Here is a 22865-nt window from a genome sequence, read left to right as displayed (position 1 = left end):
CAACGACTCAAGCATCGTGGTGTATCGCTGGGTGCCGCCTGCTTCGACCGGGCCTGCGGCAAGCGCGGTGAGAACGGCGGTGGTGTCCCCATTCAGCGTCAACTGACGATGCACCCGAGTCGCCGCAATAGCGGCGATGGCTCAGCGCCAGGCGACGCCCGAGGTGATGATCTGGGGCGTGCTGACGGGCAATCCCGTCTAGCGGTTTCGGTTGCCCGCATTGGGGTCTGGATTGTTACACCATAGGAAATCCTGCAAAAAATTTAACTTGCGTCCCATGAACGGGTTGGGCGCCGCTGTCGGTCGGCGTGAAGCACCTATGGCGCCAATCTCATAATTGATAAAAATGTCAAATAAAGCGTGCCAAAACATCCGGAGTGCGCCACACGGGAGAAGCCGACCAGCGAGCTTTAGTGTAATTCGTTACAAATGTCAGTGGTGATCAATCGCGCAATAGTGATAATATCGTCACCAATGGAGTGAGCCTGTCCGCCCGTTTCAGGCGACATCCCGATACTGGCACACCCGATTTATTCACCAACACGTTGCCCTTATGACTCTGCATCAACGCCACGCCTTGCTATGGGGCGCGGTCGCCTTGATGGCTGGCGTCCTGCTTTGGATCTTGCGTCCGGTCCTCACGCCGTTCCTGCTTGGCGGGCTCATCGCATATGTCCTTCAACCCGGAGTGGAATGGCTGGTGCGCCATCGCACGCCACGCGGACTCGCCGCGCTCGTGATGATGCTCCTGTTTGGTTTGATGGCCACGTTGCTCGTTCTGCTCGTGTTTGCCGTGATCCATAAAGAGGGGCCCGAACTGATCGTGCGGATTCCTTCTCTGGCAGCCACACTCAACGCGTGGTTACAACCCAAACTGGCCCTGCTGGGCCTGAGCTATTCATTGGATTTGAGCCATGTCCACGAGATGTTAAGGACGCACCTCAAGGCGAGCGAACAAACCATCGCAGTGGCTGCGTGGCAGTCACTGCGCACGAGCGGCAACATGATGATTACTGTCGTGGGCAACATCGTGTTGGTGCCGCTCGTTCTGTTCTATCTGCTTTATGACAGGCACGAGGCATTTGCTCGCCTTGAAAGCTTCGTGCCGCGACCGTGGCTGGGCAAAATGCGCAGGTTCCTGACAGACATGGACCAGATGCTGTCGCAATACCTGCGCGGCCAACTGCTCGTAATGGGGGCGCTCGCTACGTTTTATCCAATCGCTTTGACGGTCGCAGGCTTCGAGATCGCGCTGCCCATTGGTCTCTTTACCGGGCTCGCCGTGTTCATTCCGTACATCGGATTCGCGACCGGACTGGCGCTCGCGCTTCTTGCCGCGCTGCTGCAATTCGGCAGTTGGTATGGCGTTGCCGCGGTGGCGGTCGTGTACGGCATTGGCCAGATTCTCGAAAGTTTCATTCTTACGCCACGCCTCGTCGGCGAACGCATTGGCCTGCATCCGCTCGCGGTGATTTTCGCCTTGCTCGCATTCGACCAGCTTTTCGGTTTCTTTGGGGTTCTGCTCGCGCTTCCAGCCAGCGCAATTCTGGCCGTAGGCCTGCGCGAACTCCGCGGCCGTTATCTGGCGAGCGCGTTTTACGGGGGATAGCAGGGCTTGATCAGCGGACGCGCGATTTTGCTCTGCCACGCTTGGTATCCGGCCTGCCCGTGGGTAACGGCAGGCGCGCAACTCTTTCCGCCTCCGCGCGCTTGAGTCCAAGCACCTGCAACACGACCGCCGCTACCCGTTCCGCGAAGTTCTGCTCGCCGAATCCAGACGCTTTTTGCCGCCGGGCCGCCGGCGTAACCAATGCGGCAAAGTGCAACTCGGCGGCGATCGCCGCGAAGATGATGCCCGTGACCGACACAACGCACACCAAATGGTCAGGGACGACAAAGCGCTCCGCGGAAATGCCTCTTTGGCTATCGCGCAGCAATCGTTGGCCGAGGCCCCAGCCCAGCGCATGCACAGACAATCCCTCGCGGATCAGCAGCCGCCCCCATACCGGCTCACGGCGTGCGCGCATCAATGTGTGCCGCACTGAGACGGCGACTATTTCGGCCGGGTCGGACAGGTCGCAGGCCAGTTGGTCCAGTGTATCGGCGAATTCCTCGAACACCCATTCGACGAGTGCAGTGAAGATCCCTTCCTTCGACCCGAAGTGGTTGTAGAACGAGCCGAAACCGACGTCGGCGGCCTCGGTAATGTCGTTGATAGCCACCGAATCCATTCCTCTTTCCGCCATCAGCCTCAGTGCGGCGTCGAGCAAGCGGGTGCGGGTTTCGCGCTTGCGGCGGGTACTGCGCGGTTGGCGCCCTTCGACCGCTTGAGCCGGGCCGCTCAAGGTCTGCACGCGCTGCGGGTTTCCACAGGGGTTCGCGATATCAGGCATCTCGACTCCAGGTCTTGGTATCGTCATATTTTAGAATTATACGTCATGATTGACAATATAATCAGTTATGGGTCTAATGTCACCTTAGCCAGAGAATCGGCAGCCGCGCAGACGAAATGAGAAGCGACGGTATCCACCCGCGTGCGATGACGAAGTATGAAGAGTTGCAAGCGGCTCGTATCAGAATGGGCGGATAGGAATGCCAAGTTAATGGCGTATGGAATCGTCCTTGACACATAGAGCAAAAGCATGTCGCCGGACGCGCCGTGTCTCCCTATGCCTCGCCTATTTTTCATTGCTGGACTATCACCTGCCTTGTGAACATCGTGAAACTATCCGGTCTTAACGCGCGGAATTTCGTGCGTCCCATCCTGTCTTCCATCGCCAGGCCACCGTTCAGAGGGCGTCTGCTCGTTGCGGCTTGTGGTGCAATTCTGCTCTCGGCTTGCCACCGCGGTGAAGTGGCGCCGCCGGTGCCCAAACCGGTTGTCGCGCTCGCGGTTCATCCCGACGCAAGCATTCCGACTGCCTCATTGCCCGCTCAAGTAGAGGCGCGCTACTCCACGCCACTGTCGTTCAGAGTTGGGGGCAAGGTTATCGAACGAAAGGTTCATCTCGGCGATACCGTCACGGCGGGGCAAATCGTTGCGCTGCTCGACCCCACCGATCTGCGCAATAACCTCGTCAATGCCCGCGCGCAACTGGACGCCGCCGAACATCGTCTCGTGTACGCCAGGCAGCAGCGCGATCGCGATCAGGCTCAGATCCAGGCACACCTGATTGCACCGGCGCAGATGGAACAGACCGAAGACGCGTACGCTACCGCGCTTGCGCAGCGCGATTCGGCCCTCGCGCAAATGGCGCTCGCCTCCGACCACCTGCGCTACGCCACGCTCACCGCGGATCACGACGGCGTCATTAAGTCGGAGGATGCGGACACCGGCCAGAACGTCCAGGCGGATCAGGCGGTTTATCACATCGACTGGACGGGCAGCGTGGACATCGTCTGCGACGCACCGGAGCGGGCGCTTGGCGCGATAGCCGTCGGCAGCAAGGCGCGCGTGAGCCTGTCCGCGCTGCCCGGCAAAAGCTTCGAGGCGACCGTGCGCGAGGTATCGCCCGCCGCCGACCCGCAAAGCCGCACGTGGCGCGTGAAACTCACGCTAGCCGCGCCGAGCGCGGAAGTCCGCGTCGGCATGACGGCCAATGTCACATTCGATGCCGCCAGCGGCGTGCCGGAGGCGGCGCCGTTCGCACTGCCTGTGACGGCGCTTTTCCACAAAGGCGAGAACCCCGCTGTATGGGTGGTGCGCGCCGGCAGCGACACTCTCGAACTGCGCGTCGTCAGCCTCGTGCGCTACGACGCGCGGACCGTCTCCGTCAGTGGCGGACTTCACGAAGGCGACCGCGTCGTGATGCAAGGCGTTCATGCGGTGAGCGCGAACCAGCACGTGCAGGTCGTGGCTCCGCTCCATCCGGAGGATTTTTCGTCATGAACGCCCGCGACCGTGAAACCGCGCGCGACAGCGCGCCCGTCATCCCGCCTGACGCCGAGGCACGCAGCGAAGGCGGTTTCAATCTGTCCGCGTGGGCGTTGCGCCATCAGCAGCTCGTGATATTTCTGATCGGGCTTGCGACGCTGTTCGGCGTGATCGGCTATACGAAGCTTGCCCAGTCGGAAGACCCGCCGTTCACGTTCCGCACCATGGTGGTCAAGACCTACTGGCCGGGTGCGACTGCCCGCGAGGTGCAGGAACAGATCACGGACCGGATCGGCCGGCAGTTGCAGGCCGCGCCGTACGTCGACAACATCAAGAGCTACTCGCGGCCCGGCGAGTCGATGATTTTCTTCGCAATGAAGGATTCGGCGCCGGTCAAGGAAGTGCCCGAAACCTGGTACCAGGTGCGCAAGAAAGTGGGCGACATTGCCGCGACACTGCCGAAGGGAACGGTTGGACCGTTTTTCAACGACGAGTTCGGCGACGTCTACACGAACATTTATGCGCTCGAAGGCGACGGCTATACGCCCGCGCAGCTGCACGACTACGCGGATCAGTTGCGCGCGGTCCTTCTGCGTGTGCCCGGTGTCGCCAAGGTCGACTACTTTGGCGATCCTGACCAGCACATCTTCGTCGAAATATCGAATGCGCAACTGACTCGGCTCTCAATCACGCCGCAGCAGCTCGCGCAGGCCATCGACGCACAGAACACGGTGACGCCGGTCGGCACCATCACGACGGCGGACGACCGGGTGTTCGTGCGCCCGAGCGGTGCGTTAAAGGACGTGCAGGCGCTTGCAGACACGCTCCTCACCGTGAACAAACGCGAGTTCCGGCTGGGCGACATCGCAAAGATCACGCGTGGCTACGACGATCCGCGCGTCACCGAGATGCGTGTCGGTGGGCAGGCGGTGCTCGGCATTGGCGTGACGATGCAAAAGGGCGGCGACGTGGTCAGCCTCGGCAAAGCGCTTGACGCGACAACCGCCGAACTGCAAGCCGCCATGCCGGCGGGACTCAAGCTGGCTCCCGTCTCGAGCATGCCTCACGCGGTTAAGCACTCAGTGGACGAGTTCGTCAGGTCGGTCGCCGAAGCGGTAGCGATCGTGCTGGTCGTGAGCCTGGTTTCGCTCGGCCTGCGCACCGGCATGGTCGTCGTGATCTCGATTCCGATCGTGCTCGCCGTGACGGCGCTGTGCATGCATGTGTTCAACATCGGGCTGGACCAGGTATCCCTTGGCACACTCGTGCTCGCGCTGGGGCTGCTCGTCGACGACGCGATCATTGCCGTCGAAACGATGGCCGTGAAGCTGGAGCAGGGGTGGACTCGCACGCGCGCGGCGGCCTTTGCGTACACGAGTACGGCATTTCCCATGCTGACCGGCACGCTCGTGACGGTATCGGGCTTCCTGCCGATCGCACTCGCGAAATCGAGCACGGGAGAATACACGCGGTCGATTTTCGAAGTGTCCGCCATTGCGCTGATCGTGTCCTGGTTCGCGGCTGTCGTGCTGGTCCCATTGCTGGGCTTTCACATGCTGCCCGAGCGCAAGGGCCAAGGCGGCGGCCAGCATCACGAGCACGACGTTTACAACACCGGCTTCTACCAGCGCCTTTCAGGCTGGGTATCGTGGTGTATCGACCGTCGTTGGGCCGTGCTTGGCGTTACCGGGGTGCTTTTTGTGATCGCGATGGCAGCGTTCACGCGCGTGCCGCAACAGTTCTTTCCGAACTCGGAACGCCCCGAGTTGCTCGTCGACCTGCGGCTGCCGGAAGGCGCTTCGTTCGAGGCGACGCTGCGTGAAACGAAGCGCCTCGAATCGGCGCTCAACGGCAAGCGCGAGATCGACCACTTCGTCGACTTCGTGGGCACCGGCGCGCCGCGCTTTTATTTGCCGCTCGATCAGCAGCTCCAGCAGCCCAACTTCGCGCAATTCGTGGTCACCGCGAAGAGCGTCGAAGATCGGGACGAGTTGATGCGCTGGCTCGATGCAAAACTCGAGAAGGATTTCTCCGGCGCGCGTGCGCGTGTGGCGCGGCTCGAGAATGGTCCGCCGGTGGGTTTCCCGATCAAGTTCCGGGTGAGCGGCAGCGATATCGCGACCGTGCGCTCCATTGCCGAAACGGTAGCCGACAAGGTCCGTGCCGATTTCCGCACGCGCAACGTCCAGTTCGATTGGGACGAGCCGGCAGAACGGTCGATCTCGTTCGAAGTCGATCAGATCCGGGCGCGCCAGCTCGGTGTGACGTCGGAGGACGTATCGAACTTCCTGGCCATGACGCTCTCGGGCTACACGGTCACGCAATTTCGCGAGCGGGACAAGCTGATCAACGTCGATCTGCGTGCGCCCAAGGGCGAGCGCGTCGATCCCTCGAAGCTCACCAGCCTCGCGGTGCCGACTCCGAACGGTCCGGTTCCGCTGGGTTCCCTCGGACACATCAAGGACACGCTCGAATACGGTGTGATCTGGCAGCGCGACCGGCAGCCGACGATCACGGTGCAGGCCGACATTCGGGGCGACGCGCAGGGTATCGACGTGACCCGCGATATCGAGCACGCACTTGCCGGCGAGCAAGCCAGATTGCCGGTGGGTTATCGCATCGAAGTGGGCGGTGCGGTTGAAGAAAGCGTGAAAGGCCAGACCTCGATCAACGCCGAGATGCCGCTCATGATCATCGCCGTTCTGACCTTGCTGATGATCCAGCTAAAAAGCTTCTCGCGGACCTTTATCGTCGTGTTGACCGCACCGCTCGGGCTGATCGGCGTCGTGGCTGCGCTGCTGCTGTTCGGCAAGCCCTTCGGCTTTGTCGCGTTGCTCGGCGTGATCGCCATGTTCGGCATCATCATGCGCAACTCCGTGATCCTGGTCGATCAGATCGATCAGGACATCGCGGCGGGGCATGGGCGCTTCGACGCGATTGTCGGTGCGACCGTGCGGCGCTTCCGCCCGATCATGCTGACGGCCGCCGCCGCCGTGCTCGCCTTGATTCCGCTGCTGCGCTCGGCGTTTTTCGGGCCCATGGCGACCGCGTTGATGGGCGGGATCACGATCGCCACCTTACTCACGGTGTTCTTCCTGCCGGCTCTTTACGCGACGTGCTTCAGGGTCCAGCGCGACGAGCGCGGGATGCAGCCGGTCGTCGTCGAGCACACGGAGATTTGAAGATGAAGTTTGCCCATAAGACATCCGTTGTCGCCGTCGCTATGGCGCTCGCGCTAACGGCTTGCTCGTTCGGCCCCGGCGGCGAACCCCCAGTGATGCCTTCGCCAACGCATTACGGCGCGCAGGCGCAGGCGTCCGGGACGGTCGTGGCAAATGGCGTCGCGCAGCAGTTCGATATCGGTTCGACGGCAGTGCCGCAATGGTGGCGGCTGTACCGGTCGGACGCGCTCGATGCGCTGGTCGAGGAAGGTCTGCGCAACAGCCCGACGCTTGCGGCGACGCAGCGCACGCTTTCGGCCGCACAAGAGGAATTGCGCGCGCAGGTCGGTTCGTCCACGCTGCCTTCGATCGACGCCGCCGCGCAGATCGAGCGGGCGCGTTCACCGGTCGTGCCCGGCATTGGTCCAACCGAGGTCCGGTACAACTTTTTCGCCGGGCAGATTCAGGCGCACTACACCTTCGACCTTTTCGGTGCGACGCGCTACGCCAACGCAGCGGCTGCCGCCCGTGTGAACGTGCAGGGCTATGAACTCGAAGCGGCTCGGCGTGCGCTCGCCGCGAACATCGTCGGCACGGCGATCGATGTGGCGGCGCTTGATCGTCAGATCGATCTCACCGAGCGGCTCGTTGCCGTGGCGAGCGAAACGGCGAATGAGGACCAGCAACGCTACACGCTCGGATCGCTCTCGCACGTGCAGGCGCTGAACTCGAAGGACGACGCGGAGTCGATTGCGGCCAGTCTGCCGCCCTTGCGGCAGCAGCGCGCTACAGCCGTCCACGCGCTGGCGGTGCTGATGGGGCGTACGCCGGACGACGCACCGGCCGTTCCCGACCTCGACAGCCTGTCTTTGCCCGACCACGTGCCGGTCGCCGTGCCATCGGATCTTTTGCGTTCGCGCCCCGACATTCTGGCGGCCGACGCCGCGGTGAAAGCGGCTGCGGCCGACGTTGGCGCCGCGACCGCGCAGCTCTTTCCGAGCCTGTCGCTGACGGCCGCGATGGGCCGCGGTGGCTTTAGCTGGCCGATGCTGCTCTCAGGCGCGGGCGGACTGTGGGCGATCGGGGCGGGTCTGTCGCAACCGATCTTTCATGGTGGGGCGTTGTTCGCGCAGCGCAGGGCCTCGATCGAGTCATACGACGCCGCGGTTCTCCACTACAAGTCGACGGTTCTGTCGGCATTCAAGGATGTCGCGGATTCGCTTGCCGCGCTGGAGAACGACGCGCAGGCGCTGGCGTCTACCGAACGAGCGGCGCAGGCAGCCCGTGCGGCCTTCGACGAAACCGCGTCGCGCGCCCGCCTCGGTTCCTTGCCGTCCACGGCGCAGTATGCCAGCGAGCAGCGATTTCTCACTGCGCAGCTGGGCGCCGTGCGCGCCGGAAGCCAGCGCATGACCGATACCGTCACACTGTTCCAGGCGATGGGCGAATTGCCGTCTGCTCAGCAGCACGTGACGTCAAAAGAGTGACGCGTCCCAGCATGGAACATCGGAACCTGATTGCCTGCCACGAATGTGACCTCCTTTTCCGCAAGCCGCCGCGCCTGGGTGGGTTGGTTGCACGGTGTCAGCGGTGCGGTGCGGGTTTCAAAGGACTGCATCGCAGTGGTCCGTCGCTCGAGACGATCTGCGCTTTGACCGTCGCTGCGTTGATTACTTTTGTGATTGCGCAGGCGTTCCCGGTACTACGGCTGGAGACAAACGGGATCGGCTCGCAGACCACGCTGTTTGGTGCAGTGCAATCGCTGTGGGGCGAACACATGCGTGTCGTCGCATGCATGGTGTTCTGTTCGTCGATGCTGTTTCCGCTGACGGAGTTGCTCGCCGTTCTTTACCTGCTGGTTCCCGTTCTGATGGGTAAACGGCCGTCCGGCTTCAATCGGGTCATTCGCCTCATTCAATTCGTTCGACCGTGGGGAATGATCGAGGTATTCATGCTCGGGGTGTTCATCACGATCGTGAAAATGGTAAGCATCGCGCAGGTGATTCCGGGGCCGGGCCTGTTTGCATTCGGCGCATTGACCGTGATGCTGGCTATCGTTGCCGCGTTCGACCCTGCCGTGTTGTGGGAGGTTTGCGACGAAATGAAAATTCGTCGGCGCGCCGACATTGCCCGGTCGAGCGTGAGTGACAGCCGCGTTGTGCCGGGTGACACCTCCGGCTCGCCGGAAACAGGAGCCACGGGTGATGTCTCGGCAAGACATGCAGGACTTCTCGCGTGTCATACCTGCGGCCTGGTTCAGACGGCAATCGCGCATCAGCCGCATCAGCACTGTTCGCGTTGTGACTCGCTGCTGCACGAGCGCCGTCCGCACAGTGTGACGCGTTCGCTGAGTCTGCTTGTCGCCGCAGCGATCGTCTATATTCCGGCGAATCTTTTGCCGATCATGCATGCCTCGTCGCTCGGCCGCTCAGAGGACGACACGATTCTCGGCGGCGTCGGCTACTTCTGGAGCTCGGGAGACTGGCCGCTCGCGGTCGTTATCTTCGTGGCGAGCGTCATGGTGCCAATGCTCAAACTCACGGTTCTCGCACTGCTGACCTTGACTGCTCGCCGGGGTTCGGACTGGCGCCCGCTCGAACGCGCGAAGCTGTTTCGTATTGTCGAGCGGGTTGGCCGGTGGTCGATGCTCGATGTCTTCGTTGTTGCACTCACGGTTGCCCTGGTGCACTTCGGCTCCTTTGCCTTCGTTACCGCGGGTCCGGGCGCGCTCGCTTTCGGGGCGGTCGTGATCCTCACCATGCTGGCATCGCATCAGTTCGACCCACGGCTCACCTGGGACAACGTCCGTCGCGCACAACCGCATTCCGAGGACGTCGAATCCGCACGGGTTCGTAGCTCCGTCGCCCCCATAAACTGAAATCAGCAACACTATTCTCTAGCGATGCATCTTCCTGATCTACCCCTTCCCGACATCAAACCACGAAAACGCTGGCTTCCCTCGTTGATCTGGTTGGTCCCCCTGATCTCGGCGTTGATCGGCATTGCGCTGGTAGCCCGATCCATTTCCGAAAAGGGGCCAGTGGTCACGGTTTCGTTCAATAACGCAGACGGAATGGAGGCAGGCAAAACGAAGGTCAAGTACAAGGATGTCGAAATCGGCTCCGTTCAGGCCATTACGCTGACGAAAAACCTCCAGCAAGTGATGGTAAAAATTCAACTCACCAGGGAGGCAGAAAAATTCGCGACACAAGGCACGCGTTTCTGGGTGGTCCGCCCGCGCGTGGGGGCCAACGGCATTTCGGGCCTCGGTACTTTGCTTTCCGGTGCGTACATCGGCGTCGACATCGGGCAATCGTCAGAGCGACTGACGGAGTTTGTCGGACTCGAGAATCCTCCCATCGTCACCAGCGGCCAACCGGGGCACCAGTACACGCTGCGAGGGGATTCGTTGGGGTCGGTCGATATTGGTGCACCTGTCTTTTACCGTCGTGTGCAGGTGGGCCAGGTGGTCGGCTTTTCACTCGACCCGCACGGCTCGGGCGTGATCGTGAACGTCTTCGTCAATGCGCCATTCGATCAGTATGTCGGGACGAACACTCGCTGGTGGCATGCGAGCGGTGTCGATCTTCGGCTCGACTCGAGCGGGCTCAAGATCAACACGCAGTCGCTGGCGACAGTGGTTGTGGGAGGTCTCGCGTTTCAGTCACCGCCGGGTCAAGACGCCGGACAACAGGCCGCTGACAAGGCGGTGTTTCGACTCGCGGCGGACGAGTCGGACGCGATGCGCGAGCCGGACGGACAACCACTCAATGTGGTGATGCGATTCAACCAGTCGCTGCGCGGATTGTCCGTTGGCGCACCTGTGGACCTGCGCGGCATTGCATTGGGTCAGGTGACGGAGATTGGTATTGAATACAGCGAAATGGACAAGAGTTTCAGCATGAAGGTCTCGATGGCACTTTATCCCGACCGGCTCAGCCGGCGCAGCAGGGAGGCGCTACCGGCCCCCAACACGCCAGGTGGGCATGAGCTGCTTCAGCACCTCGTGATGGAAGGGTTGCGTGGCCAGTTGCGAACCGGCAACCTTTTGACCGGGCAACTCTATGTGGCGCTGGACATGTTCCCGAAAGCCCCGCGTGCGACCGTGGATGTGCATCAGAACCCGATCGAACTGCCGACCGTGCCTAACACGCTTGACGAACTGCAGGTGCAGATCGCGGACATCGCCAGGAAACTGAACCAGGTGCCGTTCGACAAGATCGGCGCCAACCTGAATGGCGCGCTGGAAAATGCCAACAAGCTGTTCGGTCATCTGGATACGGAGGTTGTTCCACAGGCTCGGGATACGTTGGCGGCAGCGCAGCGGACGTTCGGAACCGCTGAGGCGACGCTTCAGCAGGCGGCGCCGTTGCAATCGGACGTGCAGGATGCGATGCAGGAACTGACCCGTACGCTGCAGTCTCTCAACGCACTCGCGGATTATCTGGAACGTCATCCCCAGGCGCTTCTGTTCGGCAAGAAAGGAGACCGGCCGTGACTCTGCTTCAGTCTTATTCGCTGCGCGCTTTCGTTCGTGTGGCGGCGGCAATCAGTCTCGCTGCTCTGGCGGCGTGTGGTTCTCCGCCGAGCCGGTTCTACACGCTCGACGCCGGCGGCGGTTTGCCCACGGCGGATCGCACGGCAAGCCCCGCCGTTCTGATCGATATGCGGCCCGTTACAGTGCCTTCCGCGCTGGCGAGGAGCCAATTTGTCGTTCAGGTGAATGCCACTCAGGTCAAGGTGCTGGAGGACGATCGCTGGGCGTCGCCGCTGCCGGATGAAATCCGCACCGCAGTGCTGGCAATGGTGACCCGGCAGTCGGGTGCGCTCGACGTGCACGGGATGGCGCGCACGGACGAGGTTCCGCTGTACCGCATTTCGGTGCAAGTGCAGCGCTTTGAGACGTGGCCTGGGTCGCACGTACTGATTGAAGCTGTATGGAGCATACAGCCGTCAAATGGTCAGGAAACGATGACCTGCCACAGCATAGCCAGCCAGCCGGTCTCAGCTGGCTATGATGCGATCGCAGATGGGCATCGGCAGGCGTTGCAACGAATCTCTACGCAGATTGCGCGGGGCCTCCGCGAGCTTGGCATGACGTCAGCATTGCACGGGAGCCGGCAAGCGGTGACACGCCCGGCATCCTGCCCGTTGATGGCCTATGCTGAAGCGGGGATCGGGGTGACCCGACGCCCCTGACAGTCCTTTTTCGCGTCCGCCTTATTCCGCCTCGACTTCCGCTTCGATGAGCGGCAACGCCCGCGTCGAAATCTTCTCAGCCTCCGCGCGCTTGAGCCCGAGTGTTTGCAAAAGCGTTGCTGCCGTACGCTCGGCAAAGTGTTCCCCGCTGAAGCCGAGTTCGTCGAGCAGCGCTGCCGCCGGCGCGCCAGGCGCGACGAAATTCAACTCGGCTGCGATTGCGGCAAGCACCGTACCACCCACCGAAAGAAAGCCGATGAAGGGGTCAGCGACCACGAAGCGCTTGGCGGCGATGCCATTTCCAATGTCCCGCAATAGCCGCTGGCCCAACCCACGGCTCAGGATGTGCGCCGAAAAACCTTCGCGTATCAGGAAACGTCCCCAGACGGGATCGCGCCGCGCTCGCATCAAGGTGTGGCGCATGGAGACGGAGATCACTTCCGCCGGATCGGACAGGCCGCCGGTGAGGCGATCGAGCATGTCGCCGAACTCCTCGAACACGTTGTCGACGAGCGTCGCGTAGATGGCTTCTTTCGACTCGAAGTGGTTGTAGAACGAACCGAAGCCCACGTCGGCGGCCTCGGTGATTTCGTTGATTGCAACGCCCTCCATGCCCTTGTCCGACATGAGCCTGAGCGCTGCGTCGAGGAGGCGCGCGCGCGTTTCACGTTTGCGGCGCGCTCCGCGCGGTTCGCGCTCCTCGGGAACTGGAGCCGGGGAATCGGAAGCCGCGGAAACGCGGGTCACACGGCCGGCGCGCTTAGGTGCAGGCCGGTTCAAAGAGTTCGCCATGACGAGTTCCAGTCTTTGCTCATACCCAAGTATAGATTGAAATGTCTCTATTGACAAAACTATCATCTATGACTTTAATGTCACAAAAGCGTGCGGCGACGCCAGATAAACAAATAGACAGACGGAGTGACAGTGGAGACAGGAGCAATAAACACTACCGGGCCGTTCGGCCCGCGCAACCCGGCTCAGCCGTCGGCGCATGAGGTCGACCGTGCTGGGCCTGTTCGGCAGCGTGAATTCGCTCGGCAGCCTGAATGCCGATCCGAAGTTCGTTACGTCGAGTCTCATCGGCACGCGCCGGCTTTCAAAGCCGAATACGGCCATTCAAACCGTTTGATTTCCGTCCTGCCATGAAACAGACCACCGTACAGCCGGCCCGTCATCCCAATCCCACGACGAAAGCCTCGGCATTGACCTACCTGATATTCGATCGGCCGGATCTTGTGAAGGCCGAGGCATTTCTCAGTGATTTCGGTCTACGAACCGTGTTGCGCAATGAAGAGCTTGTCCTGCTGAGAGGAACGGGCGCTTCGCATTTTTGCTATGTGATCCAAAGGGCGCCGAAATCCCGGTTTGTCGGCCTTGGGCTGCAGGTCGACACCAAGGCCGAGCTCGATGCACTTGCAAGGCTGCCTGGCGCATCTGCGGTCGAACGATCGCAGTTGCCGGGCGGCGGCTATACCGTGCGGCTGACTGACCCTTCCGGTTTTCGCGTCGATGCGATATGGGATCAGGCGCCGGCTTCAGTGCTATTTCATCGGCCACCGTTGCCGTTCAATTCCGTGGACGCGGCCGTGCGCATTAACGGAACACAGCGGCCACCCGAATGTGCGCCGGAAATCATCCGGCTTGGACATGTGGTGCTAGAACTCGTCGACTATCAGGAAACCTGCGCGTGGTACACGCAGCACTTCGGCTTCATTCCAAGCGATGTGCAGGTACTTCCCGATGGTTCCCCCGTCGTTGCGTTCATGCGGCTCGATCTTGGCGAACGGCCGGCCGATCACCATACGCTAGCGCTTGCACAAGGCTTTGTACCGACCTACAGCCATAGTGCGTACGAAGTCGTTGACGCTGACGCAATTGGCATGGGGCAGCGCGTGTTGCGCGACAAGGGCTGGACGCACGCGTGGGGGATCGGCCGGCATATCCTGGGTAGTCAGATTTTCGACTACTGGCAAGACCCGTGGGGCGACAAGCACGAACACTATTGCGACGGCGATCTTTTTACAGCCGACACGCCCGTGGGCGTGCATGCGGTGAGTCGCGAAGCGATGGCGCAGTGGGGACCGGCAATGCCACGCAGCTTCACCAAACCAAAATTCACGCCCGCGAGCATCGTGGCGCTCGTCAAGAACCTGCGTCGCAGCCCCGACCTGACGCTCTCCAAACTTCGCAGGCTGGCAAAGATTTTCGCCTGAACCAATCCATTCCATAAGATCCGGAGATCTAACCATGGCACTTCACGTTCTGCATTACAGGCATCATGGCCGTCCCCAATGGGGTGTCGTCGTCAACGGCGCGATCACGCCGATTCCGGGCGACTTCAAGACGACCGCTGAGTTTATCGAAGCCAATCCGGTTGAGCGGCTGTTCATGCTGAGCGGTCCGACGATTCCCGAATCGGAAGTGCAGTGGTTGTCGCCCGTGACAGCCAATCAGCAATTCATCTGTCAAGGCGCGAATTACCGCCAGCATATGATCGAGTCCGGACTGGATCCGGATGTGAAGAAATTCAACATGATCTTCACGAAAGCAACAAGCTGCATTGTCCCAGCCGACTCACCCGTGGTTAAACCGAAAGAGGTGCGGTTCCTCGACTACGAGATCGAACTCGGGCTCGTGCTCAGACGCGACATCAACTCGCGCGAAATGGTCTCTGACGCAAACCTGCATGACTATATAGCCGGCGTCGTGATCGTCAACGACTACTCCGCGCGCGACATCCAGATTCCTCAGATGCAGTTCTACAAGGGCAAGAGCTATCGCACGTTCGGCCCGGTGGGTCCTTACCTTTGCTTGCTGGAGGAACAGGATATTCCAAAGCTGAAAGAGTTCGTGCTGACGCTCATGGTGAACGGAACGGTCCGGCAGAGCGATTCCACGGCGGGCCTTGTCTATGGTCCGGCCGAGACGCTAACCGAGCTTTCCGCCGTCCACGACCTGCACGCCGGCGACCTGCTCGCCACCGGCACACCTTCGGGCTGTGCGCTGAGCATTCCGTCGCCCGAAAAGCAGCGCGCCGCGGCGCAACTGCCCGAAGCAGAAAAGTGGCGTCTTTTTCTGAAGATGCAGGAGGACAGGCCGCAGTACCTGCAGGCGGGGGATCTCGTGGAGGCGCATATCGTCAGCAGCGACGGTTCCATCAATCTGGGCGTGCAGCGTAACTTCGTTGTTGACGAGGCAGCATGACAGGCGTCGCGAACATGGACGATGTCCAGGCCATCGAAACGCAGGCGCGGTTGGCGGACCTGCCGTCGAGTACCTACGAGATGATCTGTCGGGGCGCCGCCATCAATCCATCGGCGCCCGCGCTTTCGTTCTTTGCAACGGCCGACGAGTACCGGAACGGCGAGTGCTGGACCTATGGCCAACTGGTGCGCGACATCACGCGAACCGCGAACCTGTTTTCGCGGCTGGGAGTACAGCGGGACTCAGTTGTCGCCTATGTACTGCCCAACCTTCCGGAGACGCACTTTGTGATCTGGGGCGGCGAGGCGGCGGGGATCGTGTGCGCGATCAACCCGCTGCTTGAAGGGGAGGCCATCGGCGACCTGCTCAATGCTTCGGGCGCCAGTGTGCTCGTCACACTGGCACCGTTTCCTGGGGTCGATCTCTGGCAAAAAGTGCAAACCGTGCTGCATACAGTGTCTTCCCTCAAGCATCTTGTGCTCGTCAATCTGGCCGACCGGATGCCGCGCGAAAAGCGTTCCGCGGCCCGAACGCTGCAGCGTGATGAGTCTTCAAGATTGCATGGACCTGGCGGCATTCATAGTGCCGTTCCTTCGCATATTTGCGTTCACGATTTCGGCACCGCGATAGCCAGTGAAGACGGCGATGTGCTCAGCAGCGTGGTTGAAATCGGTGTCGAGGATGTATCGTCGTTGTTCTGCACGGGCGGCACCACCGGACTGCCGAAGATTGCGATTCGACGGCACGGCAACGAGGTGGCCAATGCGTGGAGTGCGGGGCAATTCCTTGGCGAAAGCGTTGGTCCGGGAAAAACGATTTTTTGCGGATTGCCGCTCTTCCACGTCAATGCCGTGCTGGTGACGGGTCTGCTGGCGTTCTCGCGTGGTGCCCACGTCGTGCTCGGCACTCCGCAAGGCTATCGAGGCGACGGCGTTGTAAATCGCTTCTGGGAAATTGTCGAGCATTACCGCATCAACTTCTTTAGCGGGGTCCCGACACTTTATGGGTCTCTGCTGGACGTTCCCGTTGGCGCGCACGATATCAGTTCGCTCGAGTATGGACTGTGTGGCGCCGCCCCCATGCCGGTGGAACTGCTTCGCACGTTCCAGAATCGTACCGGCGTAAGAATCCTTGAAGGCTACGGCCTCACGGAGGGTACCTGCGTCAGCAGCGTCAACCCTCCGCTTGGCGAGCGCAGGGCCGGTTCGATTGGGCTTCGTTTGCCCGGTCAGGCAATGAAGGCAGTCGTGGTCGACGAAAACGGCCGCTACGTACGGGATTGCGTGGCGGATGAGGTCGGCCAACTGATTATCTCCGGGCCAAACGTGTTCGCTGGCTATATGCGAACGGACCAGAACAGTGGCATCTGGATGGAAGGCGGTGACGGTGCGCACTGGCTCAACACCGGCGATCTCGGACGCTGCGATCCCGACGGGTACTTCTGGCTCACCGGCCGGAAGAAAGAACTGATTATCCGAGGGGGGCACAACATCGACCCCGCGGCAATCGAAGAACCACTGCATCGTCATCCCGCTGTACAGATCGCAGCAGCGATAGGGCGCCCGGACATGCACGCCGGCGAATTGCCGGTTGCCTATGTCCAGTTGAAGCCTGGCACCACCGCAACCGAAGCCGAATTGGCCGAGTTCCTGCGCCGCGAGATAAACGAACGTGCCGCACTGCCAAAGGGCATACGGATCGTGGATGCGATACCTCTGACGGGCGTTGGCAAGATATTCAAGCCCGCACTGAAGCGCCGTGAAATGACGGACGCGATGCGGTCGGCCCTCGCGGAAGCGGGCGTCGAGGACGCAACCGTTAGTCTGATTGATGACACCTCACGCGGGGTTTCACTGCACGTCGAACTTTCAGACCCGACGTTGGAAGTATTGGCGACTTCCGTGCTGGGGCGTTTTCCGTTCGCATTTTCGATCTCGGTCTCCGCACGGGATTAGAACTTAATCAGAGGGCCACGTGGCGATGCCGCGATTCGATGGAAATGCGGTGTTGGTAAGTTAGTAAACCTAATTGGTGATAGGGACGAGGATAAGGGCTGTATTAAACAGGGAAGGAGAAGAACCCGCCAATCGGGAAATTGCAAAGGTCACACCAATAATCCATAAAAATTTTTAGGCAAAGGGACAGGAGAAGAGACATGGAAAATTGCAAACGAGCCTTCAGATCGGTCGGTATCGCAGCATGCATCTGCTTGGCCGGCTTGATCGGCAACGCCAATGCGCAGTCGGCCGGAAGCGTGACACTGTCGACAGGATGGCTTCACATTGCACCGCAGGGCGATGCAACACCGCTGACCGTCGAAAGCGTCGGTGGCGTAGCGGTGAATCGTCAGTTGACCGGCAGCGGGGCGCATGCCAGCTCAACCAATACGGTGGGCATCACCACCGAGTACTACGTCACGGACAGCATCGGTGTCGCAGTGTTGTTCGGACTGCCATTGAAGGTAAATCTGATTGGCGACGGCACGCTGCAGAAGTATGGCAACCTGGGTTCCACGAGACCGATGCCGCCAGCGATCGAGCTTCGATACCACCTTTTCTCAGCCGAATCGAAATTCCGCCCATTCGCCGCATTAGGCTTGAACTACACGTGGTTCACCCAGGTTCGGACAACCAATAGCCAGTTCGTGACCGATAGCGTGGGTCCAGGCGGTTCGGCACACGCCACGCTCAGTTCATCGTGGAATCCGGTGTTCGAAATCGGGGCAAATTACGCGATTACGAAGCACTGGTCCGTCGGAACCACTGTCAACTATATGCCGGTGAAAACTAATCTGGTGTTGTACGGACAGACAGCGACTGGAACGCAGATCGTGTCCAGATCGACGCTTCGGCTCGATCCCCTTAGCGTCTTCGTGAACGTCGCCTATACGTTTTAACGAGTACGGACCTTTGACTCCCAGCGTGACATGACCGCGCCAGTCAGGGCCGCTCACATTTCACGCAAGCTTGCCGCTCAGGCGTTCATGCCGCCGCTTGTGCAATAAGTTCTTTTTGGATCGAATATGAAACGACAGGTCCTCAAGACCATTCTTTTTGCGTTGCCCAAGCTCCTTGAGTTGACGGCACGCCGGTTTCCCGCCTATCGTGAACGCCTGAAGCAGCGCGATCTGGTCGTTTCGATCGGGCTCATGGACGGAAGTATCAATCGGCTCATCGAGTTCAAGAATGGCCACATTCGGTCGCGTGCCGGCAATCATCGGCGCTCCGACGTGCGCATGGCTTTCAAGGATGTCGCCACCGCGCTGAAGTTCTTTTCCCCCAAGCCGGACCAGGGCGAGATTATCCACGCCGCCAAGAACTTCAAAGTGGTGACCGAAGGCGAGGACGAACTGCTGGTTTGGGTCATGCAAACCCTGAGCATGATGCAGACCATCGGTTTGCCGATGGGCACGCGGATGCGCGACGGTACGCGCCGCTACACCACGTGCACAAACGGCGGCCCGCTGTTCGTCTACGTCAACCGTGGCCGCGTCGTCCGGGTCACGCCCATCGATCTCGACAGCACCGACGCGCCGAGCTGGGTAATCGAAGCGCGTGGACGCCGCTTCAGTCCGCCACGTCGTGGACTGGTCGCGCCCCACGCGTTGACGCTCAAGTCGCTCGTCTATTCGGACAAGCGCATCCTTCATCCCATGAAGCGAGTCGACTTCGATCCTGACGGCGAACGCAATCCGCAAAACCGCGGCAAGTCCGGCTATGTACGTATCGGTTGGGAGGAGGCGCTGGACATTGTCGCCAAAGAAATCAACCGGCAGAAGCGCGTTCATGGACCAGGTTCGATTACGTTCCCGCTGTCGTCCCACCACCAGTGGGGGAACGTGGGCTATTACCTCAGCGCGCTGACGCGTTTTGCCAACCTGATCGGTTTCACCCGGGTCGCCGCGAACCCCGACAGCTGGGAAGGCTGGTACTGGGGCGCGATGCATCATTTCGGCAATTCGATGCGGATCGGCGTTCCATCCGGCTATGGCGGTGTCGAGGATTGCCTGAAAGAAGCTGACATGATCGTCTTCTGGTCCTGCGATCCCGAAAGCACCAATGGCGCCTATGCGGGATTCGAGGGGACGCCGCGACGCCTGTGGGCCAAGGAACTCGGCATTGAGTTCGTGCATATCGACCCGCACTGCAATCCCACCGCGCAATTACTCGGCGGGCGATGGATTCCGGTCCGACCGCAAACCGACGCCGCACTCGCTACCGCCATCATGTACGTGTGGGCCGTGGAAAACCTGTACGACAAGGATTACGTCGCTACCCGCACGACCGGGTTTGACGAGTGGAAAGCCTACCTTCTCGGCGAAACCGACGGCGTTGCCAGAACGCCCGAGTGGCAGGAAAGCGAGACCGGCGTGCCCGCCAAGGACGTCCGCGCGCTTGCGCGCCGCTGGGGGAACAGGAAGGTCCATCTGGCTGTCGGGATGACCGGTGCGGGATTCGGTGGTGCGGGCCGAGGCGCGACGGGAGCCCAATGGGCACGCTGTATGATCATGATGATGGCGATGCAGGGCTGGGGTAAGCCGGGCGTGAATTTCGGCTGCCTTGAAGCGGGTGTTCCTCACGACCTCCATTTCTATTTCCCCGGCTACGCTGACGGCGGCATTTCCGGCGACCTGGCGTGGACCGCCAACGCGGTGAACAATTACCAGCGCATGCCGCATATCCTGACCATGAATCCCGTCAAGCAGATGGTGCCGCGGCAGCAACTTCCCGATGCCATCGTCAACGGTCATGCCACAGGCTACCTGTGGGACGGCATGTCGCAGGAAGCCCAGTTCGCGCCGTTTACCTATCCCATGCCCGGGTATTCGCCGATCCACATGATCTACCGTTACGGCGGATCCGCCTTCAGCACGGTGACGAATTCCGGACGCTGGGCCGACGCCTACCGACACTCGAGTATCGAGTTCGTGGTCAATCAGTCCATCTGGATGGAGGGTGAGGCTCAGTTTGCCGACATCATCCTGCCTGCCTGCACATCTCTGGAGCGCTGGGACATCGGGGAATGGTCGAATTCCGGCGGCTACGCACATCATGGCTACAGCACGGTCAATCATCGCATCATGACGCTGCAGCACAAGTGCATCGAGCCTTTGGGCGAGTCGCGTTCCGACTACGACATCTTCACCGCGATCCTGACCCGGTTGGGCCTGGGCGCCGTGTTCACCGAGGGCTGCAGTGAGCTTGACTGGGTCAAGCGCGTCTTCGACTCGTCGGATCTGCCGGATCATATTTCGTGGCGCCAGTTCTGCCGCAAGGGTTATTTTGTCGTGCCGCCCGAGAAGCCCGAATTGCGCCATCCGGTGGACATGCGTTGGTTCGCGGAGGGCCGGCGCAAAGACCTGCAGGAACCCCACCCGTTGCCGTCGCAGTTCGCCGAAAAATTCGGCTCGGGTCTGCAAACGCCCAGCGGCAAACTGGAGTTCGTACCCGAGTTGCTCAAGCGGCACACGGCAGACAATCCCGAACGGCCGGCGCTCAATCGCTACATTCCGTCGTGGGAGGGAATGCGTTCCGAACTCGCCGACCGGTATCCACTCCAGTTGATTGCCACGCACAGTCGTTACAGCTTCCATACCCATTGCGACGGCAAAAATTCTTCAGTGAACAGCATTGATGACCATCGCGCGCTGATCGGCGGCCACCGCTTCTGGCTGCTCAGGCTGAGTGTGGCGGACGCGGTGCTGCGAGGCATCGCCCATCGCGATCTGGTCAAGGTTTATAACAACCGGGGCGCTGTGATCTGTGCCGCCGACGTCTCGCCGCTGGTCAACGCGGGCGTTGTCAAGTCATACGAGGCGAGTGCCGAATTCAGACTGATTGAAATTGACGGCGAGCGCGTCGAGATCGGCGGCTGCATGAATATGCTGACCCCCGACCGGTCTCAAACCGCCGGCACGAGCAGCATGAGTCCCAACTCGTGTCTGGTGCAGGTCGAAAAGTGGAAATCCGCCGAGGCGTTCATGCTCGGTCGTGCAGCGTGAGGAGCATGGAATGAGCAAGTGGAATCTGATTGTCAAGGTCGGGCAGTGCGAGAACTGCCAGAACTGCGTCATCGCCGCCCGGGACGAGCATGTCGGAAACGACTTTCCCGGTTATGCCGCGCCCGCGTCGGCCAATGCAGAGAGCGTCGTGCGCATCCTGCGCCGTGTTCAGGGTGACGCCCATATGGTCGAGACCACGTATCTGCCGGTCATGTGCAACCACTGCGACGACGCGCCGTGCATGCGGGTGGGCGGCGATGCGATTCGCAAGCGCGCCGACGGCATCGTCATCATTGACCCGGACAAGGCGCGGGGTCGCAAAGACATCGTGAAGTCGTGCCCGTACAAGGCAATCGTCTGGAACGAAGAGCTTCAATTGCCACAGACCTGGATCTTCGATGCGCATCTGCTCGATCAGGGCTGGTCCCGGCCGCGCTGTCAGCAGTCCTGCCCCACCGACGTATTTGAGACCGTCAAGCTGGATGACGCAACAATGGAGGAGAAGGCCCGGCGCGAGGGGCTGAAGGTGTTGCGGCCGAATCTCGGCACGAAGCCTCGCGTATGGTATAGCGGCCTCGAGCGCTGGGAAACCTGCTTCATTGGAGGAAGCGTCAGCGTGCAGATGGAAGACGTGACGGAGTGCGTCGCGGATGCAGTCGTCACGTTGTACGTCGGTGACGAGAAGGTGGGCGAGACCGTTTCGGACTGCTTTGGCGATTTCCGCTTCGGTGGGCTTGCCAAGGGAAGTGGCCTCTATCGGGTCGAAATCCATCATGACGCCGGTAACGCCCGGCGTAATTGCGAACTGGACGAAAGCGCTTACCTGGGCGAGATCAGGCTCGCCCAGTCGACAACCGGCGTGGGAGTCGCGCGATCATGAGCACCGCAACACAGCTGCTTTGCCCAAGACCGGCGGATCCTATCTGGCTGGGATACGACAGAACGCGATGCCCCGACCGGGAAAAGGCGAGGATCTGGTCCGGCCTACGAGAGAGTTCCAGGTAGGATCCGCTTTGGGGGTCAGCCCAAGCTGACATCAATGCGGCGTGGTTTTGCTTCCTCCCGACGCGGGATGGTCAGCCTCAGCACGCCATCTTTCAGGTTAGCCTCAATCCGCGACGTGTCGAAATCATCGCTAACGGCAAACTGTCGCGAAAAGTGGGGGGCGCGTATCTCGGCGTGGGAGAGACGCAGGTTTGCCGGGGTAGGCACTGCCGACTGAGCTTCGATGGTCAGGCTCCCGCCATGGACGTTCACATCAAGCCGTTCCCTGGTGACGCCAGGCAAGTCAGCCAGTAGCGTCACACCATGACTGTCCTCGAAAATGTCGACCGCTGGAGTCAGCGTTAGCCGACGGGTCTCGTCTGCGGCGCTGCGGCTTGCTGGATCGGTCTCGCGCTGTGCAATTTGCGTGGTGTCGCTCATC

17 protein-coding genes are annotated in these 22865 nt (G+C 61.0%); 14 read left to right on the top strand and 3 right to left on the bottom strand.

Going from position 1 to position 22865, the window contains the following annotated elements; genetic code table 11:
- Window positions 1-553 precede the first annotated feature (553 nt).
- Window positions 554-1609 (top strand): AI-2E family transporter, encoded by a 1056-nt coding sequence (locus P0D71_RS32455; RefSeq protein ID WP_408185487.1) that lies wholly within the window; start codon window positions 554-556, stop codon window positions 1607-1609.
- A gap of 10 nt (window positions 1610-1619) precedes the next feature.
- Here P0D71_RS32455 and P0D71_RS32450 read toward each other — a convergent pair whose 3' ends face one another.
- Complete coding sequence (locus tag P0D71_RS32450) at window positions 1620-2393, bottom strand: TetR/AcrR family transcriptional regulator (protein ID WP_408185488.1); 774 nt, start codon at window positions 2391-2393, stop codon at window positions 1620-1622.
- A gap of 359 nt (window positions 2394-2752) precedes the next feature.
- On the opposite strand from P0D71_RS32450, the gene P0D71_RS32445 reads away from it, so the two are divergent.
- From P0D71_RS32445 to P0D71_RS32420, 6 genes are read left to right on the top strand one after another with little or no spacing between them, the layout of a single operon-like run.
- Entirely contained in the window at window positions 2753-3889 is a 1137-nt protein-coding gene (locus P0D71_RS32445) for an efflux RND transporter periplasmic adaptor subunit (protein ID WP_408185489.1), read from the top strand.
- Window positions 3886-7056, top strand: a complete 3171-nt coding sequence (locus tag P0D71_RS32440) for an efflux RND transporter permease subunit (RefSeq protein ID WP_408483568.1) — start codon at window positions 3886-3888, stop codon at window positions 7054-7056. The genes P0D71_RS32445 and P0D71_RS32440 overlap by 4 nt, the downstream gene beginning before the upstream one ends.
- 2 nt (window positions 7057-7058) lie before the next feature.
- Window positions 7059-8522 (top strand): efflux transporter outer membrane subunit, encoded by a 1464-nt coding sequence (locus P0D71_RS32435; RefSeq protein ID WP_408483567.1) that lies wholly within the window; start codon window positions 7059-7061, stop codon window positions 8520-8522.
- 11 nt (window positions 8523-8533) lie between these two features.
- A complete protein-coding gene (locus P0D71_RS32430) occupies window positions 8534-9913 on the top strand; it encodes a paraquat-inducible protein A (protein ID WP_091806863.1) in 1380 nt (459 codons plus the stop codon).
- A gap of 24 nt (window positions 9914-9937) precedes the next feature.
- Window positions 9938-11533, top strand: coding sequence for a PqiB family protein (locus P0D71_RS32425; RefSeq protein ID WP_408483566.1), 1596 nt, complete (start codon window positions 9938-9940; stop codon window positions 11531-11533).
- Window positions 11530-12234 (top strand): PqiC family protein, encoded by a 705-nt coding sequence (locus tag P0D71_RS32420; protein WP_408185494.1) that lies wholly within the window; start codon window positions 11530-11532, stop codon window positions 12232-12234. The genes P0D71_RS32425 and P0D71_RS32420 overlap by 4 nt, the downstream gene beginning before the upstream one ends.
- Window positions 12235-12255: 21 nt before the next feature.
- Here the strand turns inward: P0D71_RS32420 and P0D71_RS32415 are convergent, their stop codons facing one another.
- Window positions 12256-13026: a TetR/AcrR family transcriptional regulator gene (locus P0D71_RS32415; protein WP_091806870.1), complete on the bottom strand. Its 771-nt coding sequence runs from the start codon at window positions 13024-13026 to the stop codon at window positions 12256-12258.
- A 199-nt stretch (window positions 13027-13225) separates the two neighbouring features.
- On the opposite strand from P0D71_RS32415, the gene P0D71_RS32410 reads away from it, so the two are divergent.
- From P0D71_RS32410 to P0D71_RS32380, 7 genes are all read left to right on the top strand, one after another.
- Window positions 13226-13363, top strand: coding sequence for a hypothetical protein (locus P0D71_RS32410; protein ID WP_177205102.1), 138 nt, complete (start codon window positions 13226-13228; stop codon window positions 13361-13363).
- 13 nt (window positions 13364-13376) lie between these two features.
- Window positions 13377-14447, top strand: coding sequence for a VOC family protein (locus P0D71_RS32405; RefSeq protein ID WP_408483565.1), 1071 nt, complete (start codon window positions 13377-13379; stop codon window positions 14445-14447).
- A 34-nt stretch (window positions 14448-14481) separates the two neighbouring features.
- Window positions 14482-15438: a fumarylacetoacetate hydrolase family protein gene (locus P0D71_RS32400; RefSeq protein WP_091806872.1), complete on the top strand. Its 957-nt coding sequence runs from the start codon at window positions 14482-14484 to the stop codon at window positions 15436-15438.
- A complete protein-coding gene (locus P0D71_RS32395) occupies window positions 15435-17393 on the top strand; it encodes an acyl-CoA synthetase (RefSeq protein ID WP_408483564.1) in 1959 nt (652 codons plus the stop codon). Before P0D71_RS32400 ends, P0D71_RS32395 begins: the two co-directional genes overlap by 4 nt.
- A 200-nt stretch (window positions 17394-17593) precedes the next feature.
- Entirely contained in the window at window positions 17594-18334 is a 741-nt protein-coding gene (locus P0D71_RS32390) for an OmpW/AlkL family protein (protein WP_408483563.1), read from the top strand.
- Between the two features lie 126 nt (window positions 18335-18460).
- On the top strand, window positions 18461-21439 hold the full coding sequence (locus P0D71_RS32385; protein ID WP_408483562.1) for a molybdopterin-dependent oxidoreductase: 2979 nt from the start codon (window positions 18461-18463) through the stop codon (window positions 21437-21439).
- Window positions 21440-21449: 10 nt separating this feature from the next.
- The gene (locus tag P0D71_RS32380) at window positions 21450-22319 is read left to right on the top strand and encodes a 4Fe-4S dicluster domain-containing protein (protein WP_408300190.1); all 870 of its coding nucleotides are present in this window, start codon (window positions 21450-21452) and stop codon (window positions 22317-22319) included.
- A gap of 140 nt (window positions 22320-22459) precedes the next feature.
- On the opposite strand, the gene P0D71_RS32375 is transcribed toward P0D71_RS32380, so the two are convergent.
- Window positions 22460-22864, bottom strand: a complete 405-nt coding sequence (locus P0D71_RS32375; protein ID WP_091806882.1) for an Hsp20/alpha crystallin family protein — start codon at window positions 22862-22864, stop codon at window positions 22460-22462.
- Window position 22865 lies beyond the last annotated feature (1 nt).

It is taken from the genome of Paraburkholderia sp. RL17-383-BIF-A (assembly GCF_046028015.1).
Classification (GTDB): domain Bacteria; phylum Pseudomonadota; class Gammaproteobacteria; order Burkholderiales; family Burkholderiaceae; genus Paraburkholderia.
Note: the sequence above shows the minus strand (reverse complement) of the source record. Positions and strands in the feature narration are given on the sequence as shown.

What these genes read in the sequence shown, in the direction of transcription:
- P0D71_RS32430 (WP_091806863.1), top strand. Translation starts at nt 8,534, where the DNA reads ATGGAACATCGGAACCTGATTGCCTGCCACGAATGTGACCTCCTTTTC.
- P0D71_RS32455 (WP_408185487.1), top strand. Translation starts at nt 554, where the DNA reads ATGACTCTGCATCAACGCCACGCCTTGCTATGGGGCGCGGTCGCCTTG.
- P0D71_RS32415 (WP_091806870.1), bottom strand. Translation starts at nt 13,026, where the DNA reads ATGGCGAACTCTTTGAACCGGCCTGCACCTAAGCGCGCCGGCCGTGTG.
- P0D71_RS32395 (WP_408483564.1), top strand. Translation starts at nt 15,435, where the DNA reads ATGACAGGCGTCGCGAACATGGACGATGTCCAGGCCATCGAAACGCAG.
- P0D71_RS32410 (WP_177205102.1), top strand. Translation starts at nt 13,226, where the DNA reads ATGAGGTCGACCGTGCTGGGCCTGTTCGGCAGCGTGAATTCGCTCGGC.
- P0D71_RS32390 (WP_408483563.1), top strand. Translation starts at nt 17,594, where the DNA reads ATGGAAAATTGCAAACGAGCCTTCAGATCGGTCGGTATCGCAGCATGC.
- P0D71_RS32375 (WP_091806882.1), bottom strand. Translation starts at nt 22,864, where the DNA reads ATGAGCGACACCACGCAAATTGCACAGCGCGAGACCGATCCAGCAAGC.
- P0D71_RS32435 (WP_408483567.1), top strand. Translation starts at nt 7,059, where the DNA reads ATGAAGTTTGCCCATAAGACATCCGTTGTCGCCGTCGCTATGGCGCTC.
- P0D71_RS32450 (WP_408185488.1), bottom strand. Translation starts at nt 2,393, where the DNA reads ATGCCTGATATCGCGAACCCCTGTGGAAACCCGCAGCGCGTGCAGACC.
- P0D71_RS32385 (WP_408483562.1), top strand. Translation starts at nt 18,461, where the DNA reads ATGAAACGACAGGTCCTCAAGACCATTCTTTTTGCGTTGCCCAAGCTC.
- P0D71_RS32380 (WP_408300190.1), top strand. Translation starts at nt 21,450, where the DNA reads ATGAGCAAGTGGAATCTGATTGTCAAGGTCGGGCAGTGCGAGAACTGC.
- P0D71_RS32400 (WP_091806872.1), top strand. Translation starts at nt 14,482, where the DNA reads ATGGCACTTCACGTTCTGCATTACAGGCATCATGGCCGTCCCCAATGG.
- P0D71_RS32405 (WP_408483565.1), top strand. Translation starts at nt 13,377, where the DNA reads ATGAAACAGACCACCGTACAGCCGGCCCGTCATCCCAATCCCACGACG.
- P0D71_RS32440 (WP_408483568.1), top strand. Translation starts at nt 3,886, where the DNA reads ATGAACGCCCGCGACCGTGAAACCGCGCGCGACAGCGCGCCCGTCATC.
- P0D71_RS32425 (WP_408483566.1), top strand. Translation starts at nt 9,938, where the DNA reads ATGCATCTTCCTGATCTACCCCTTCCCGACATCAAACCACGAAAACGC.